Annotated in this window: 15 protein-coding genes and 1 tRNA gene; 11 read left to right on the forward strand and 5 right to left on the reverse strand. The window is 68.4% G+C overall.

Features of this window, described 5'->3' with window-relative positions:
* Nucleotides 1-139: 139 nt before the first annotated feature.
* Entirely contained in the window at nucleotides 140-1,636 is a 1,497-nt protein-coding gene (locus WG921_RS16845) for a gamma-glutamyltransferase (RefSeq protein ID WP_340110427.1), read from the reverse strand.
* Nucleotides 1,637-1,678: 42 nt separating this feature from the next.
* A complete protein-coding gene (locus WG921_RS16850) occupies nucleotides 1,679-3,310 on the reverse strand; it encodes a phosphoenolpyruvate carboxykinase (protein WP_413788602.1) in 1,632 nt (543 codons plus the stop codon).
* Nucleotides 3,311-3,618: 308 nt separating this feature from the next.
* Here WG921_RS16850 and WG921_RS16855 point away from each other — a divergent pair, with 308 nt between their 5' ends.
* Genes WG921_RS16855 through WG921_RS16875 form a run of 5 tightly spaced genes read left to right on the forward strand, consistent with a single transcriptional unit; the run spans nucleotide 3,619 to nucleotide 7,289 of the window.
* Nucleotides 3,619-4,317 (forward strand): response regulator transcription factor, encoded by a 699-nt coding sequence (locus tag WG921_RS16855; RefSeq protein WP_340110428.1) that lies wholly within the window; start codon nucleotides 3,619-3,621, stop codon nucleotides 4,315-4,317.
* Nucleotides 4,318-4,327: 10 nt separating this feature from the next.
* Nucleotides 4,328-6,106, forward strand: coding sequence for a stimulus-sensing domain-containing protein (locus WG921_RS16860; protein ID WP_340110429.1), 1,779 nt, complete (start codon nucleotides 4,328-4,330; stop codon nucleotides 6,104-6,106).
* Nucleotides 6,103-6,603 carry an HPr kinase/phosphorylase gene (locus WG921_RS16865; RefSeq protein WP_340110430.1) on the forward strand — a complete coding sequence of 167 codons (501 nt, stop codon included), beginning with the start codon at nucleotides 6,103-6,105 and terminating at the stop codon, nucleotides 6,601-6,603. The genes WG921_RS16860 and WG921_RS16865 overlap by 4 nt, the downstream gene beginning before the upstream one ends.
* A 4-nt stretch (nucleotides 6,604-6,607) precedes the next feature.
* Nucleotides 6,608-7,012: a PTS sugar transporter subunit IIA gene (locus WG921_RS16870; RefSeq protein WP_340110431.1), complete on the forward strand. Its 405-nt coding sequence runs from the start codon at nucleotides 6,608-6,610 to the stop codon at nucleotides 7,010-7,012.
* A gap of 7 nt (nucleotides 7,013-7,019) precedes the next feature.
* Nucleotides 7,020-7,289, forward strand: coding sequence for an HPr family phosphocarrier protein (locus WG921_RS16875; RefSeq protein WP_340110432.1), 270 nt, complete (start codon nucleotides 7,020-7,022; stop codon nucleotides 7,287-7,289).
* Between the two features lie 63 nt (nucleotides 7,290-7,352).
* On the opposite strand, the gene WG921_RS16880 is transcribed toward WG921_RS16875, so the two are convergent.
* Nucleotides 7,353-7,952, reverse strand: a complete 600-nt coding sequence (locus tag WG921_RS16880; protein ID WP_340110433.1) for a DNA-3-methyladenine glycosylase I — start codon at nucleotides 7,950-7,952, stop codon at nucleotides 7,353-7,355.
* Between the two features lie 102 nt (nucleotides 7,953-8,054).
* Between WG921_RS16880 and WG921_RS16885 the strand changes: the two genes are divergently transcribed.
* On the forward strand, nucleotides 8,055-9,326 hold the full coding sequence (locus WG921_RS16885; RefSeq protein ID WP_340110434.1) for a GGDEF domain-containing phosphodiesterase: 1,272 nt from the start codon (nucleotides 8,055-8,057) through the stop codon (nucleotides 9,324-9,326).
* A 22-nt stretch (nucleotides 9,327-9,348) separates the two neighbouring features.
* Here WG921_RS16885 and phaR read toward each other — a convergent pair whose 3' ends face one another.
* A complete protein-coding gene (gene phaR, locus WG921_RS16890) occupies nucleotides 9,349-9,975 on the reverse strand; it encodes a polyhydroxyalkanoate synthesis repressor PhaR (RefSeq protein WP_340110435.1) in 627 nt (208 codons plus the stop codon).
* 129 nt (nucleotides 9,976-10,104) lie between these two features.
* Between phaR and WG921_RS16895 the strand changes: the two genes are divergently transcribed.
* The 5 genes from WG921_RS16895 (at nucleotide 10,105) to WG921_RS16915 (ending at nucleotide 14,805) form a co-directional block, all read left to right on the forward strand.
* Nucleotides 10,105-10,269, forward strand: coding sequence for a hypothetical protein (locus tag WG921_RS16895; RefSeq protein ID WP_340110436.1), 165 nt, complete (start codon nucleotides 10,105-10,107; stop codon nucleotides 10,267-10,269).
* Nucleotides 10,266-11,504, forward strand: a complete 1,239-nt coding sequence (locus WG921_RS16900) for an alpha/beta fold hydrolase (RefSeq protein ID WP_340110437.1) — start codon at nucleotides 10,266-10,268, stop codon at nucleotides 11,502-11,504. The genes WG921_RS16895 and WG921_RS16900 overlap by 4 nt, the downstream gene beginning before the upstream one ends.
* Before the next feature lie 88 nt (nucleotides 11,505-11,592).
* Nucleotides 11,593-12,768 carry an acetyl-CoA C-acetyltransferase gene (locus tag WG921_RS16905; RefSeq protein ID WP_340110438.1) on the forward strand — a complete coding sequence of 392 codons (1,176 nt, stop codon included), beginning with the start codon at nucleotides 11,593-11,595 and terminating at the stop codon, nucleotides 12,766-12,768.
* A gap of 76 nt (nucleotides 12,769-12,844) precedes the next feature.
* A complete protein-coding gene (phbB, locus tag WG921_RS16910) occupies nucleotides 12,845-13,567 on the forward strand; it encodes a beta-ketoacyl-ACP reductase (RefSeq protein WP_340110439.1) in 723 nt (240 codons plus the stop codon).
* Between the two features lie 452 nt (nucleotides 13,568-14,019).
* Nucleotides 14,020-14,805, forward strand: coding sequence for a type 1 glutamine amidotransferase (locus WG921_RS16915; protein WP_340110440.1), 786 nt, complete (start codon nucleotides 14,020-14,022; stop codon nucleotides 14,803-14,805).
* Between the two features lie 64 nt (nucleotides 14,806-14,869).
* Here the strand turns inward: WG921_RS16915 and WG921_RS16920 are convergent.
* Nucleotides 14,870-14,946 (reverse strand) — tRNA-His (locus WG921_RS16920).
* Nucleotides 14,947-14,956 lie beyond the last annotated feature (10 nt).

The raw sequence follows: 14,956 nt of genomic DNA on the forward strand, positions 1-14,956 counted from the left end.
TCACGGGCGCCGACGCCGCAGCGCGGAATCGTTGTTCTTGCAGGTGCGAGTGACCTACCGTGGCTGCGGGATCCCGTCAACGCGCGCGCAATTAACGAACTTAACGGGCTTCCTGTAGGTCAGATTCTTACCTCTCGCTTCATCCCGTCACGACCGCGCCGCCGCGCCTTGGGTCGCCGCACGCCTCGACGGCGCCTCTCGCGCCGCGGGCGGCGGCGTGCACGCCGCCGAAGGCCGCCGATGGCGCCGGCCAGGCCCGCGCCTCGGGGAACGCGGCGATGAGAAGGGCGCGCTCATCGTCCCGGAATCCGTCCTCGAACTCGGCCTCCGGCCATGCCTCGGCATGGAGTCGGGGCGCGGCGATCGCCTCTTCGAGGCGCATCCCGCGGTCCAGCAGATGCGCGGCGACCTGAGCGAGCGCGGTGCGGATCCGACCCGAACCGCCGGCCCCGAGCATGGCGAAGGCGCCGTTCGGCCAGTCCAGCGCCATGGGCGTCATCATCGACGAGAGCCGCGTATCGGGCGTCCATTCGGTCGGGTCCTCGCCGGTCGGATGCTCTTCGCCGAGCATATTGTTCGGCATGATCCCGGTTCCGGGCGCGATCAGGCCGCAGCCCGCCCCGTTGGACAGCGTCAGCGCCGCGCCCATGCCGCGCCGGTCGATGACGGAGATATGCGTGGTTCCGGTGATCGCGGTCTTTCGTCCGGCCAATTCGCGGCGATAGCGCGTCACCAGATCGGGGGCGAGAAGATGAAGCGCGCCCGCCGCCGGGTCGTCGTCGATCCCGGTCTCCTGCCGCGCGCGGGCGGCGGCGGCGAAAGCGCGGGCGAGATCGGCGGGCCCGGCGTCATGGTCGATCAGCCGAAGCGCGAGCGCGATGAGCGCGCCGCCAAGCGCCGGGGGCGGGTTGAGGAAAAGGCGCGCGCCGCCTCGCCGCTCCTCCATCGGCGCGCGCCAGACGGCCTGATAGCGGCGCAGATCCAGCGCCGAGAGATGCCCGCCGTTGAGCGAGATGAGCGCGGCGGCGACCTCGCCCTCATGGCAGAACCGGTCGCCTTCGCGGGCGTAGGTCTCGATCACATCGGCGAGCGCGGGGTTGCGATAGAGGGCGCCGGCCTTCAGCGGCTCCGCGCCATCGCCGAAAATCGAAAGCGCGGCGGGGTCCGCCTTCACGATGGCGGCGATGCGCGCCAGCGCATCGGCCTGATACGGCGCGAGAGGCGCGCCCTGGCTCGCGAGCTCCGCCGCCGGCGCCGCCAACTCCCTGAACGGCGTGAGACCGAGCCGCTCATGCGCGAGGCTGAGCCCCCTCGGCACCCCCGGGGTCGCGATCGAGCCCGCGCCGATATGGACGGCGCGCCCGGCGTCGCCGTATTCGACGGCGCGAAGGTCCGCGTCGCCCGGGCGCGCCTTGCGGCGGGGCGTCTGAGTGAAGAAATCGAGAACCCCGACACGGCCGGACGGCTCGCGGATCATCAGGAAGCCGCCGCCGAGAAGCGACGCAAGCGCCGGCTCCGCGACGCAAGCGGTCAACGCGCCGGCGATCGCCGCATCGACCGCATTGCCGCCGGCCCGAAGGACCTCCGCCGCCGCGTCGGCGGTCAGACGGTCCCCGGCGGCGACCGCGAAGCTCACGTCCCGGTCTTCGGCGCCGGGGCGCCGCCGCCGCGGCTCAAATCAGGCGGCTTTCGGCGCGGCGGCCCGCACGTCGCCGTCGACGTGGGCTTCGTACTGGGCGAAATTCTTGATGAACATCGCCACCAGCTTGCGCGCCTCCGCATCGTAACGTTCCGGGTCGCTCCAGGTGCGGCGCGGATCGAGGATGAGGTCCGGAACCCCGGGAACGGAGACCGGCACCGCGAAGCCGAACTGGCGATCGGTGCGGAACTCCACATCGTTCAGCGAGCCGTCGAGCGCGGCGCTCAGAAGCGTCCGCGTCGCGCTGATCGGCATCCGCGAGCCGTCGCCGTACGCGCCGCCGGTCCAGCCGGTGTTGACCAGCCAGCAGGTCGAGCCGTGCGTGGCGATCTTGTCGCGGAGCAGCGCGCCGTAAACCTCCGGCCGGCGCGGCATGAACGGCGCCCCGAAACAGGTGGAGAAGGTCGGCTGCGGCTCCGTCACGCCCTTTTCGGTGCCCGCGACCTTGGAGGTGAAGCCTGAGAGAAAGTGATACATCGCCTGAGCCGGCGTCAGCCGCGCGATCGGCGGCAGGATGCCGAACGCGTCGCAGGTCAGCAGGACGACATTGCGCGGCACGCCGCCTCGCGCCGTCTCCGAGGCGTTGGAGATGTAGCTGAGCGGATAGGCGCACCGCATGTTCGGCGTGTAGCTGTCATCCTCGAAATCCAGCTCCTTGGTGTAAGGATCGTAGACCATGTTCTCGATCACGGACGCGAATTTCGATGTGGTCGCATAGATTTCGGGCTCGGCTTCGGGGTCGAGCGAGATGGTCTTGGCGTAACAGCCGCCCTCGAAGTTGAAGGTGCCGGTTTCGGCCCAGCCATGCTCGTCGTCGCCGATCAGCACCCGCGCGGGGTCCGCGGAGAGCGTGGTCTTGCCGGTGCCGGAGAGGCCGAAGAAGATCGCCGCGTCATCGGGGTCGTCGGGCGCGTGGTTGGCCGAGCAATGCATCGGCATCACGTTCTTTTCAGGCAGCAGGTAGTTCAGCACCGAGAAGACGGACTTCTTGTTCTCGCCGGCGTAGGACGTGCCGCCGATCAGGATCAGCTTCTGCTCGAAGCTGGTTGCGATAATCGTCTCCGAACGGCAGCCGTGCTTCGCCGGGTCGGCGAGGAAGTCGGGGCAGTTCACGACGGTGAAGCCTGGAACGAAGTTCTCCAGTTCCGCCCGCTCGGGGCGACGGAGAAGATGGCGGATGAAAAGCGCGTGCCAGGCGAGTTCGGTCACCATGCGCACATTCAGCCGGTAGGCCGGGTCGGCGCCGCCGTAAAGATCTTGAACGAAATACTCGCGGCCCTTCATGTGCTCGAACATGTCGGCCTTCAGCCGCTCGAACGCGTCGGGGGCGATTGGAGGGTTGTTCTCCCACCAGATCGTGTCCTTCACGCTCGGCTCGTCGACGACGAACTTGTCCTTCGGCGAGCGGCCGGTGTGTTTGCCGGTGTTGGTGAGGAGGGCGCCGCCATTGCCAAGCGCGCCTTCGCCGCGCCGGATGGCGGCTTCGACCAGGCTCGCTTCGAGCAGGTTGTAGTGGACCGCGCTGAACTCCTCGGCGCCAAGCGCCTCCAGCGGGATGTCAGGGTTCCACACGCCGGTGCGAACGTCGCTGATGGTCGGGCCAGTCTCCATCGAGGGACTCTCCATTTTGCGCAATGACGGCTCCGGGCCGCCGTGCTGATCTTCACTCTCATGATTCGCGACGCATATGCTGCGTCTGACCGAGCCCCGGGCGCCAGAGGCGCTGGCCGCGCGCAGATCGGTGATTCGCGAAACCACCCGAAGGTATAGGCGCTATAGCACGGCGCCGCGGGGCGTGAAGCCCGGAAAACTGGGCCAGATTGGCGCAGCGCGGAAGCGAGCGCCGCGCGCGCGCACGTTGCGGCGCCGACGATCCGCTTGTAGACAAAGGATATGCGGTAGCCTGGGAGCCCGTTAAAATGCCGACGATCGCGCTGGTCGACGATGACCGGAATATCCTGACCTCCGTGCAGATGGCGCTGGAGAATGAAGGCTATGAGGTCCGCGCCTACACCGATGGCGCGACCGCGCTGGCCGAGATGACGAAGGCCGAGCCGGATCTCGCGGTGCTGGACATCAAGATGCCCCGGATGGATGGGATGGATCTCCTGCGCCGCCTCCGTCAGAGCACGGACTTGCCTGTGATCTTTCTCACATCGAAGGACGAGGAGATCGACGAAGTGCTCGGGCTGCGGATGGGCGCCGACGATTATGTGCGAAAGCCGTTCTCGCAGCGCCTGCTGATCGAAAGAATCCGCGCGGTGCTTCGCCGCCGCGAGGCGCAGGACGACGGCGCCGAGCGGGCCGAGGCCGACAAGGTGCTGACCCGCGGGCGCCTGGTGATGGACCCGTTGCGCCACGCCTGCGCCTGGGACGGGAAGCCGGTGGTTCTGACGGTGACGGAGTTCCTCATTCTTCATGCGCTCGCGCAGCGGCCCGGTTTCGTGAAAAGCCGGGACCAGCTGATGGACGCGGCCTATGACGATCAGGTCTATGTCGACGATCGCACGATCGACAGCCACATCAAGCGCGTTCGGAAGAAGTTCCGGAAGGTTGATGACGGTTTCTCTTCGATCGAGACGCTGTACGGCGTCGGGTATCGCTACAAGGAGGTGTGATCGGCTGGAGATGAGGCGGAGCGCGAAGCGCAGGCCGACGAAACGGCGGGCGCGCCGCCCTTTCGCCGGCGTCGGGGCCGCGCTCTTCTCCTTGCGCGCCCGGCTGGGGCTTGTGAGCAAGGATCAACGCCGGAGCCGCGATGCGGCCCGGCTCCGGCTGCGGCGGACCCGGAGCCGGGCGCGCCGCGGCGGCATTTCTCCCACCAACTCGTTGAGCAGGCGCATCGTCGCCTTCAATCTCATCGGGCTCGGATTGCTGGTGGTGGGGGTTCTCTACCTGAACCAGTTCCGCTCCGGGTTGATCGATCAGCGGACGCAGAGCCTGGAGACGCAGGGGCGGATCATCGCGGTTGCGATCGCGGAGGCGGCGGGGGTCGGCCCGTCCGGGACGAGGTTCGATCCCGTCCGCGCCAATGTGGTGTTGAAGCGACTGGTCGAGCCGACCGGGGTGCGCGCGCAGATCTACGACCGCGCGGGGCGCCTCTCGGGGGATACGCACAACCTGCTGCGCGGCGCCGGCCAGATCGAGACGCACGCCCTGCCGCCGCCGGGGCAGACCGCGTGGGAGGATCCGCTCTCGATCGTCGAGCGGGTTTATCGGCGCGTGGTGCGGTTCTTCGGCGGCTCGCCGCCGCTCTACAAGGAGACGGCCCTCGAAGGCCTGGCGCAGGAGGAGGAGGTGTTCACCGCGCTGCGCGGCGGCGTCGCCCGATGGGAGCGGGTCAATTCCGAGGATGAACTGATCGTCTCCGTCACGGTGCCGATCCAGCGGTTCAAGGCTGTGCTCGGCGTTCTCGTGCTCTCGACCGAAGGCGGCGACATCGACGATATCGTGCGCGCGGAGAGGATGGCGATCCTTCAGGTGTTCGTCGTCGCGCTCCTGATCTCTCTGGCGTTGTCGGTTCTTTTGGCGAACACGATAGCGAAACCGATCCGCCGGCTCGCCGCGGCGGCGGAGGCGGGCGGCGCGCAGGATGCGCGGCCGATCAATCCGCAGCGAATCCGCTTCCCCGATCTGACGGCGCGGACCGATGAGATCGGCTATCTTTCCTCCGCGCTCCGGCGGATGACCGAAGCGCTCTATGATCGGATCGACGCGATCGAGAGCTTCGCCGCCGATGTCGCGCACGAGTTCAAGAATCCGCTCACATCGCTTCGCTCCGCCGTCGAGACGCTTCGAATCGCCAAAACCCCGGAAATGCAGAGCCGGCTTCTCGACGTGATCCAGAGCGACGTCCGGCGGCTCGACCGTCTCGTCACCGACATCTCCAACGCCTCTCGGCTGGATGCGGAATTGACGCGCGAGGAGATGGAGAGCTTCGATCTCGCGGATCTGATCCGCGAGGTCGCCGGGATGAACGAGGCGGACGCGGCGGCGCGTTCGGCCCGGATCGAGGTGGAGGAGATGGCGGAGGCGTTGCCGGTCAAGGGGTTGGAGGGGCGGATTGGCCAGGTTTTGCAGAATCTCATCGGAAACTCGCTCTCCTTCGCACCGCCGGGCGGGGTGGTCCGGATCTCCGCCGAGCGGCGCGCCGCGAGCGTCAGGGTGACGGTGGAGGATGACGGGCCGGGCGTGCCGGACGCCAGCCTCAGGACGATTTTCGAGCGGTTCTATTCCGAGCGGCCGGATCACGAAGCCTTCGGCGATCATTCCGGATTGGGCCTGTCGATCTCCCGGCAGATCATCGAGGCGCATGGCGGGACGATCTGGGCGGAGAACATCCGCCCCTATGGCGCGCCGAAAGCGCCGCCGGCGGGCGCGCGGTTCGTGTTCGAGCTGCCGCTATGACGGCGGCCGCCGCGATTCACGCCAGCGCCGTCGCCCTGGACGGCCGGGGGCTCCTGATTCTCGGCCCGGCCGGGGCGGGAAAATCCGCGCTCGCGCTCGAACTCATCGCGCTCGGCGCGGCGCTGATCGCGGATGATCTGGTCCGGCTGGCCGAGGTGGACGGCGTCCTGACCGCGGCGCCGGTCGACGACGGCGCGACCGGGCTGATCGAGGCGCGGGGGATCGGTCTCTTGCGGCTTTCGACCGCCGGCGCCGCGCCGGTTCGGCTGGTCATGGACCTCGGACGGCCGGAGACGGAGCGCCTGCCGCCGCGGCGCCGCTGGCGGGGAGCGCCGCTCCTGCTCCGGCCGTCGCCGCTTTCGCCGGCGGCTTTGCTTCTGGCGCTGAAGGCGGGCGGGCCGGAGGATCCGGAGGCCGAAATCGGCCGGCTATTGCGTGGGCGGGCGGGCCGGCCCAAGGTGCCCGGGAACGGCTCCGAGTCGACTGAAAGCGGATGATGGAATGATCGGACTGGTGATCGTGGCCCATGGGGGCCTTGGGTGTGAATTCCTGGCTGCGGTGGAGCATGTCGTGGGCCCGCAGGAGAAGGCGACCGTCGTGTCGATGAACCCGGAGGACGACCTCGCGGAGAAACAGGCCGAGATAGACGCCGCCGTCGCGTCGGTGAATGACGGCGCGGGAGTCGTCGTCGTGACGGACATGTTCGGCGGCACCCCCTGCAATCTGGCGATCGGCGCGATGAGCGGCGACGGGGTGGAGGTGATCTATGGCGCCAATCTGCCGATGCTGGTGAAGCTGGCGAAGTCGCGGACCCGCCCGCTGGAGGAGGCGGTGGACGCCGCGATCGACGCCGGGCGCAAATATATCGACGCCGCCGGCCGGATGCTCCAGACCAAGGCGGTCTGAGAGTCCCGTGGCGACGCGTCGACTTCTGATCTGCAATGAAAAGGGCCTGCACGCGCGCGCCGCGGCGCGCTTCGTCGAGGCGGTGGAGCGCCATGACGCGGACGCGCGCGTCAGCCACGCCGGCATGTCGGTCTCCGGCGATTCGATCATGGGGCTGCTCATGCTGGGCGCGGCGCATGGCGTCGCGATCGAAGTGACGACCAGCGGCGCGGAAGCGGAGGCGCTGATGGCGGCTCTGGAGGAGCTTGTCGCGGACCGGTTCGGGGAAGGGCGCTGACGGCTGAGGCCGGGCGGGGCTGTGGCCCCCCCCGGCCGCCGCGCGAAGACGCCGGCCCAGCGGCTACGCGTGGGCCGCTCGGGCGATCTCGGCGTGGCGCGGGCAGTCGACGAGATGATCGTTCACCATGCCGACGGCCTCCATGAACGCATAGACGATGGTCGGGCCGCAGAACTTGAACCCCTTGGCCTTGAGCTCCTTTGACACCGTGCGGCTGAGCGGCGTCTCCGGCGGAACGTCGGCCGCCGTCCGGAATGTGTTGACGATCGGCGCGCCGTCGGTGAAATCCCACAAGAACGTGTCGAACCCGCCTGAGGCCTCGATTTCGATCCAGGCGCGGGCGCCGCTGATGGCCGACTCGATCTTGCCGCGATGGCGGACGATCCCGGCATCCCCGAGAAGGCGGAGAACATCGGCTTCGCCGTAGCGGGCGATCCTGACCGGATCGAAGTCATCGAAGGCGGCGCGGAAAGCCGGACGCTTCTTAAGTATCGTGAGCCAGGACAGGCCGGCCTGAAACCCGTCCAGTATGAGTTTTTCGAACAGCGCGCGGCTCCCGCGTTCGGGAACGCCCCATTCCTCGTCATGATAGGCGACGTAAAGCGGGTCCGATCCGCACCAGGGGCAGCGGGTTTCATCGCCGGCTTTCGGAACTTCGCCCATTAACCTATTCCTCCTAATGGAATGTTAGAGCATTAGTAGAACCCTTAAGGGTGATTCGAAAGCCGTTCGGTGGGGGGCTCGCAGATGGGCATGGTGCTGGTCATGGATTCAGGAGGGGAACGCAGCGGCGGCCCTGGCGCCGGCGGCGCGATCCGTGCGGCGCAAGGACGCAAGGCCCTGGAGCGCCGTCTCCAGAGGAGCGATGGGCCGGTCGCGCTTTTCGTGGTCAGCGCCGGCGCGCTCGGCGGCGTCAACCGGATTTACGGCCATGACGCGGGCGACCAGATGCTGGAGGGCGCGATCGAACGCGTTCTGGCGGCGGCGCCGGACGGGGCGCTGGTCTCGCGCCTCTCCGGCGCGAAAGTGGCGGTCTTGGCCGCCGCGGCCTCTCCTGAGGTCGCGCATCAGATGGCGCGCGGCCTCGCGGATGCGGTCGCGGCCGCGAAATCGGGACCTTCGGTCGACCCGCGGCTTGGCGTCGCGTGGACCGCATCGCTGGCGCCGGGCGCGGGCGACACGCTGATCGCAGCCGCGCTTGGGGCCTTCGACCGCGCGCGGAGCGAGGGCGGGGAAATCGAAATTTCGATTCTGGATCCGGCGGCGGAGCGCGATGAGCTCGGCCGCGCGCGCGCCGCGCTCGACATGATCCGCGCCGGCGGCGCCTCGATCGCGCTTCAGCCTGTCGTCTCCGCCGACGCGACCGGCCGGCTGATGTTTCGCGAAGCGCTGATTCGAGTGTCCGGGCCGGATGGCGCGCCGATCCCGGCCAAGAATTTCATGCCGCAACTGGAGCGGCTCGGCATGACGGAAGAGGCGGATGTCGCGACTCTGCGCCTGGCTTTCGCCGAGCTTGAGAAGGACCCGTCCCTGCGGATTTCGGTCAATCTCTCCGGCGCGGCGATCACGCGCCGCCGCTGGCCCGAAGCGTTCGCGGAGCTCGCGACCGCCGCCCCCGATTGCGCGGTGCGCCTGATTGTCGAGGTGACGGAGGAAGCGGCGATCTCTCGCGCCGGAGCCGCGATGGGGCTGTTCGCGCTGATCCGCGCGCATGGCGCCGCGCTCGCGATCGATGATTTCGGCGCCGGGCGGACCTCGTTCCGGCATCTTCGCGATTTCCGGTTCGACATGGTCAAGATCGACGGCGGATTCATCAGCGGCATCGACAAATCCGCCGACAACCGGATGCTGGTCTCCGCGCTCGTCGCCATCGCGCGGCAGTTCGACATGATGGTGATCGCCGAATTCGTGGAGACTGCGGCCGAGGCGCGGGTCTTGCGCTCCCTCGGGGTCGACGGCTTTCAGGGCTTCTTCTTTGGCAAGCCGTCGCTTGTCTGGTCCGGCGATGCCTCTGCGGATCGGGGAGTCGCGGGGTGAGCGAGACTCCCCGGAGAGGGCGTCACGGCTTTCGGGACAGCTTGTCGAGTTGCGCCTGCATCTGGGCCAGTTGATCTTTCAGCGCGCCGAGTTCGCCGCTCGCGGAGTCTGAAGGCGCGTCGGACGATTGCGTTTCGGACGCCGCGCGCTCCGCGGCGCGGGCGTCCTGCGTGAACGGCGAGAACATCCGCATCGCCTGATTGAACATCTCCATGTTGCGACGGGTCATCGACTCCAGGCTTTCGATCGCTGGATTGGCGCCAAAAAGCCGCTTGGCGTGCTCGCGCATCTGTTCCTGGTTCCGGGTGAACGTCTCCATCGACGCTTCGAGATATTCGGGCACCACCGATTGCAGCGAGTCGCCGTACAGGCTGATGATTCGCCGCAGAAAATTCGTCGGCAGCATCGCCGCGCCCTTGGTTTCCTCTTCAAAGATGATCTGCGTCAGCACCGAACGGGTGATGTCGTCGCCGGTTTTCGCATCCGTGACGACAAAGTCCTGGCCCTCGCGCACCATGGTCGAGAGGTGGTCGAGCGTGACGTAGCTGCTGCGGGCGGTGTTATAGAGTCGCCGGTTCGCGTATTTCTTGATGACGATCGGGTCGCGCCCGCTCTCGCTGTCTTCCGACGTGTCTTTCCCCGCCGCCATTGAGCGCTCCCTCTCCCTGGAAAGTTCAGCATATTCCGGGGCGGCGCCGCACCGCAACCGCGAATTCGCGGCGCCGCCGCGCCCGGCTGCGATGGACGCGTGGCCGGGGCGTCGATAATCTCCGCTGCGATGACAGGCGACACAAGACCGCATGACGACGAGCGCGCGCGCCAGGCCGCCGCGCTTCGCGCCCGCGCGGCCGCGTTTCTGGATCTCTGGGAGCGGCATGTCTCGGAGCACGCCCTGCGCGGCCCGGGCGGCGCGGAAGACGCCGCGCGGGCGGACGAGCCGTGACGGCCGGCCCGCCGGACCGGCTTGGCTCGCCGGCGCCGCTGATCCTGCATCTGCTCTCGGCGGCGGAAGTCTTCGAATCCGGCGCCCGGCTCGCGCCGCTCGCCGACGCGCCGAGGTTTCCGTGGGCGACGCGGCCGACGCCGGCGGAGCGCCGCCTCGCGGCGGAGGTCGCGAGGGCGCCGGGAATGGATATGGCGCTGGCGCTCCGGAGCGAGGGCGCGGCGCGGCTCGCGGCGCTGACGCGGGGGCTCCGCCTTTATCAGGCGAGCCCGGTTTTTCGCACGCTGGCCGACCCGCCCACGCTCTGGCGGCGCGGCTCGGCGCGGCTTCTGGATTTCGGCCCGGCGGGCGGGCGGCCGGTCGTCGTCGCGCCGTCTCTGATCAACCGGCATCATATTCTCGATCTGGACGGCGATCTCTCGCTGATGCGCTTTCTGGCGGCGCGGGGCGTGCGCCCCCTGCTTCTCGACTGGGGCGCGCCGGGGGTCGAGGAGCAGGGATTCAACCTCGCGGATTACGTTGAGCAGCGGCTGTCTCCGGCGTTCGACGCGGCCCGCGCCGTGGCTGGAGGCCCGCTCGGGCTCGTCGGCTATTGCATGGGCGGCGCGCTCGCGGTCGCGCTGGCGGGGGCGCGCCAGGACGACGTGACGCGGCTCGCGTTGATCGGCGCGCCTTGGGATTTTTCTCATATGACGCCGATGCGGGGCGCGCTCGCATCGCTCGGGATCAGCGGCGAGCGCACGGCGCTGGCGCGTGTGATGGACAGGGTGACGGCGACTTTCGGCGCGATTCCCGTCATCGTGCTCGAGGCGGTTTTCGCGCAACTCGACCCGGGCCTCGCGGCGCGGAAATTCCGCCGGTTCGCCGCGCTCGACCAGAGCGGGCCCGAGGCCCGGCGGTTCGTGCTGATCGAGGATTGGCTGAACGCCGGCCCGCCGCTGTCCGGTCCGGCGGCGCGGGATGCGCTGATCGACTGGCATCTTGAGAATACGCCGGCGCGCGGGCTCTGGCGCGTCGGCGGCGCGCCGGTCCGAGCGGAATCGGTGCGCGCGCCGACTCTGGTCGCGGCGGCGCGGCGCGACCGGATAACCCCGCCGGCGGCGACCGGGGCGATCGCCGCCGCGTTGCCGGACGCGCAGGTGATCCGGCCGGATTCCGGTCACGTCGGAATGATCGTGGGGCGGAACGCCCGCGCCGCGCTCTGGGAGCCGCTGGCGGACTTTCTTTTGGCGTGACTCTCCTGTATATGCTGCAATGCAACATTCAGGAGGCGCGGGATGAGTCGCGTCGCCGCGAAAACGCAGAAAAGCAAGGGGACCGCCCATGACCAATGTCGTTATCGCCTCCGCCGCACGCACACCTGTCGGCTCATTCAATGGCGCGTTTGCGAATACGCCGGCGCATGAACTCGGCGCCGTCGCCATCAAGGCGGCGCTTGAGCGCGCCGGGGTTCCCGCCGCCGAAGTCTCGGAAACCATCCTCGGGCAGGTGCTGACCGCGGGGCAGGGGCAGAACCCGGCCCGCCAGGCGCATGTCGCCGCCGGCCTGCCGATCGAGAGCGCGGCGTGGAGCATCAATCAGGTCTGCGGCTCCGGCCTGCGGGCGGTCGCCATCGGCGCGCAGCATATCGCGCTCGGCGACGCCGATATCATGGTCGCCGGCGGCCAGGAGAGCATGAGCCTCGCGCCGCATGTCGCGCATCTGCGGGCGGGCGCGAAGATGGGCGATGTGAAGTTCATCGACTCGATGATCAGGGACGGCCTCTGGGACGCGTTCAACGGCTATCACATGGGCCAGACCGCCGAGAATGTCGCGCAGAAATGGCAGATCAGCCGCGAGACGCAGGATGAATTCGCCGTCGCCAGCCAGAACAAGGCCGAGGCCGCCCAGAAGGCCGGCCGGTTCAAGGACGAGATCACGCCGTTCACGGTGAAGACCCGCAAGGGCGAGATCGTGGTCGAGGATGACGAGTACATCCGCCACGGCGCCAATATCGAGACGATGCGCAAGCTTCGTCCGGCCTTCGTCAAGGACGGCTCGGTAACCGCCGGCAACGCGTCCGGTCTGAACGACGGCGCGGCTGCGACCGTGCTGATGAGCGCCGCCGAAGCCGAGCGCCGCGGGATCGAGCCGCTGGCGCGGATCGTCTCCTACGCCACGGTCGGGCTCGACCCGTCGATCATGGGCGCGGGGCCGATCTACGCGTCGCGCAAGGCGCTGGAGAAGGCGGGCTGGAAGGCCGCCGATCTCGATCTCATCGAGGCGAACGAGGCCTTCGCGGCGCAGGCTTGCGCAGTGAACAAGGAGATGGGCTGGGATCCGGAGATCGTGAATGTGAACGGCGGCGCCATCGCCATCGGCCACCCGATCGGCGCGTCGGGCGCGCGGATCCTGAACACGCTGCTTTTCGAGATGAAGCGGCGCGACGCGAAGAAGGGCCTCGCCACGCTTTGCATCGGCGGCGGCATGGGCGTCGCGATGTGCGTCGAGCGGGGCTGAGCGCATAGAAGTCGACTTTCGCTCGCGGGCGATCCGCGAAAACTGCAAACGGCTATGATCATCCAGGAGAGAGCGCATGGCACGAGTAGCACTGGTCACTGGCGGAACCCGCGGCATCGGCGCCGCCATTTCGAAGCAGCTGGCGGCGGCGGGATATTCCGTTGCGGCGAATTACGCGGGCAATGACGATGCGGCCAAGGCGTTCCACGCCGAGACCGGAATCAAGACCTTCAAATGGTCGGTCGCCGATTACGACGCCTGCAAGGCGGGCGTCGCCGAGGTTGAAGCCGCGCTTGGCCCGGTTGAGGTTCTGGTGAACAACGCCGGCATCACCCGCGACGGCATGTTCCACAAGATGACCAGAGAGCAGTGGGACGCGGTGATCGGCACCAATCTGAGCGGCGCCTTCAACATGACCCATCAGGTCTGGAACGGCATGCGCGACCGCAGCTTCGGCCGGGTGATCATGATCTCGTCGATCAACGGCCAGAAGGGGCAGATGGGGCAGGCGAACTACTCCGCCGCCAAGGCCGGCGATCTCGGCTTCACCAAGGCGCTGGCGCAGGAAGGCGCGTTCAAGGGGATCACCGTGAACGCGGTCTGCCCCGGCTACACCGCCACCGACATGGTGATGGCGGTGCCGGAGAAGGTGCGTGAGAGCATCATCGCGCAGATACCTGTCGGCCGGCTCGGGGAGCCGGAGGACATTGCGCGTTGCGTCGTCTTCCTCGCATCCGACGCGGCCGGGTTCATCACCGGCTCGACGCTGACGGCGAATGGCGGCCAGTATCTGGTCTGACCGCGAGTTTTCGCGACATAGGCGGGACGGCGACGGCGCGTGAGCCGGTCCGCGCCGCAGGACGCGCCGCCCGCAAACCCGCCGACGATCCAGTCGGCGGGTTTTTTGTCGGCGCGACTCTCCCAGATTTTCTCCGCGTCGCCGAATCAGATTCCGGGATGATTGAAGTCTCCGCGGGGGCTCTGGTCTCGCCGAGACATGCATCGGTGGCGTTGGCTCGGACAAGCGGCGTTTGCGGCGCGTCTTTCCGATGATTCGATTGGCCGGAGGCGGATTCGCCGGCGGCCTGAAAGGCGCGCCGCCGCCGCCCGGTTTCAAGTTGCCGGAACCAGGGAGAGGCGCGGCCAGATTCCATTTCGTCCACGGAGAACGCGGCTCAGCCGTCGGGGCTTGGCCTTTTCATCCGCTCCGCGCGGCGCTAACGCTGGGGCGAGGAATGGTGGAGGCGCGACGTGAGAATCGGAGTCTTGCAGGCGGGCCTCGCGCCCGAGGGGCTGGGGCCGGTCTATGGCGAATACGACCGCATTTTCAGCCGGCTGATGCGGCGCGCCGACCCTGCGGCGGAGGTCGTCGGCTGGCGCGTCTTCGACGGGGAGCTTCCCCCTGAGCCGGGGGCGGTCGATGGCTGGATCATTTCCGGCTCGAAGCATGGCGTCTATGAGGATCACGCCTGGATCCCGCCGTTGAAAGCCTTCATCCGGGCGGCGGCGAAGGTCCGCGCGCCGATGATCGGCGTCTGTTTCGGCCATCAGATCATGGCCGAGGCGCTGGGCGGCGCGGCGGTGAAATCCGAAAAGGGATGGGGGCTTGGCCCGCAGGCCTACGATATCGTGGCGAAGCCGGGCTGGATGAGCGGCGCGCCGGAGCAGGTGACGCTCATCGCGGTGCACCAGGATCAGGTGACGGCCTTGCCGCCGGATGCGACGCGCGTCGCCTGCTCCGCCTTTTGCGAGAACGCGGCGCTGGTCTATGGCGACCCGGAGCGCCCTTACGCGATTTCGATTCAGCCGCATCCGGAGTTCACCGCCGATTTCGCGCGCGACCTGATCAGGACGCGCCGCGGCGTGAGCTTCTCCGAGGCGCAATCGGAGGCGGCGCTCGCCCGGCTTTCCGAAGATGCGCCGCCGCGGCTCGACGGCGATTGGGCGGCGGGCTGGTTCCGCGATTTCCTGAACCTGAGCGCAGGGGCCGCCGACGAAAAGGGAAACCTGCGCTCGAACGCGCATGGAGACGCCTGATCTGCGACCCGGGAGGCCGGCCTCTCGCCGGAAAAAGAAAACCCGGGCCGCAGCCCGGGTTTTATGGTACCGACGCCCCGGCTCGAACGGGGGACCCCTAGATCCACAATCTAGTGCTCTAACCAACTGAGCTACGTCGGCGCAGATGGGG

Source organism: Paludibacillus litoralis, assembly GCF_037646705.1.
Classification (GTDB): domain Bacteria; phylum Pseudomonadota; class Alphaproteobacteria; order Rhodobacterales; family Rhodobacteraceae; genus Pikeienuella; species Pikeienuella litoralis.

What these genes read in the sequence shown, in the direction of transcription:
- WG921_RS16865 (WP_340110430.1), top strand. Translation starts at nt 6,103, where the DNA reads ATGACGGCGGCCGCCGCGATTCACGCCAGCGCCGTCGCCCTGGACGGC.
- phaR (WP_340110435.1), bottom strand. Translation starts at nt 9,975, where the DNA reads ATGGCGGCGGGGAAAGACACGTCGGAAGACAGCGAGAGCGGGCGCGAC.
- WG921_RS16860 (WP_340110429.1), top strand. Translation starts at nt 4,328, where the DNA reads ATGAGGCGGAGCGCGAAGCGCAGGCCGACGAAACGGCGGGCGCGCCGC.
- WG921_RS16895 (WP_340110436.1), top strand. Translation starts at nt 10,105, where the DNA reads ATGACAGGCGACACAAGACCGCATGACGACGAGCGCGCGCGCCAGGCC.
- WG921_RS16880 (WP_340110433.1), bottom strand. Translation starts at nt 7,952, where the DNA reads ATGGGCGAAGTTCCGAAAGCCGGCGATGAAACCCGCTGCCCCTGGTGC.
- WG921_RS16855 (WP_340110428.1), top strand. Translation starts at nt 3,619, where the DNA reads ATGCCGACGATCGCGCTGGTCGACGATGACCGGAATATCCTGACCTCC.
- WG921_RS16850 (WP_413788602.1), bottom strand. Translation starts at nt 3,310, where the DNA reads ATGGAGACTGGCCCGACCATCAGCGACGTTCGCACCGGCGTGTGGAAC.
- phbB (WP_340110439.1), top strand. Translation starts at nt 12,845, where the DNA reads ATGGCACGAGTAGCACTGGTCACTGGCGGAACCCGCGGCATCGGCGCC.
- WG921_RS16905 (WP_340110438.1), top strand. Translation starts at nt 11,593, where the DNA reads ATGACCAATGTCGTTATCGCCTCCGCCGCACGCACACCTGTCGGCTCA.
- WG921_RS16870 (WP_340110431.1), top strand. Translation starts at nt 6,608, where the DNA reads ATGATCGGACTGGTGATCGTGGCCCATGGGGGCCTTGGGTGTGAATTC.
- WG921_RS16885 (WP_340110434.1), top strand. Translation starts at nt 8,055, where the DNA reads ATGGATTCAGGAGGGGAACGCAGCGGCGGCCCTGGCGCCGGCGGCGCG.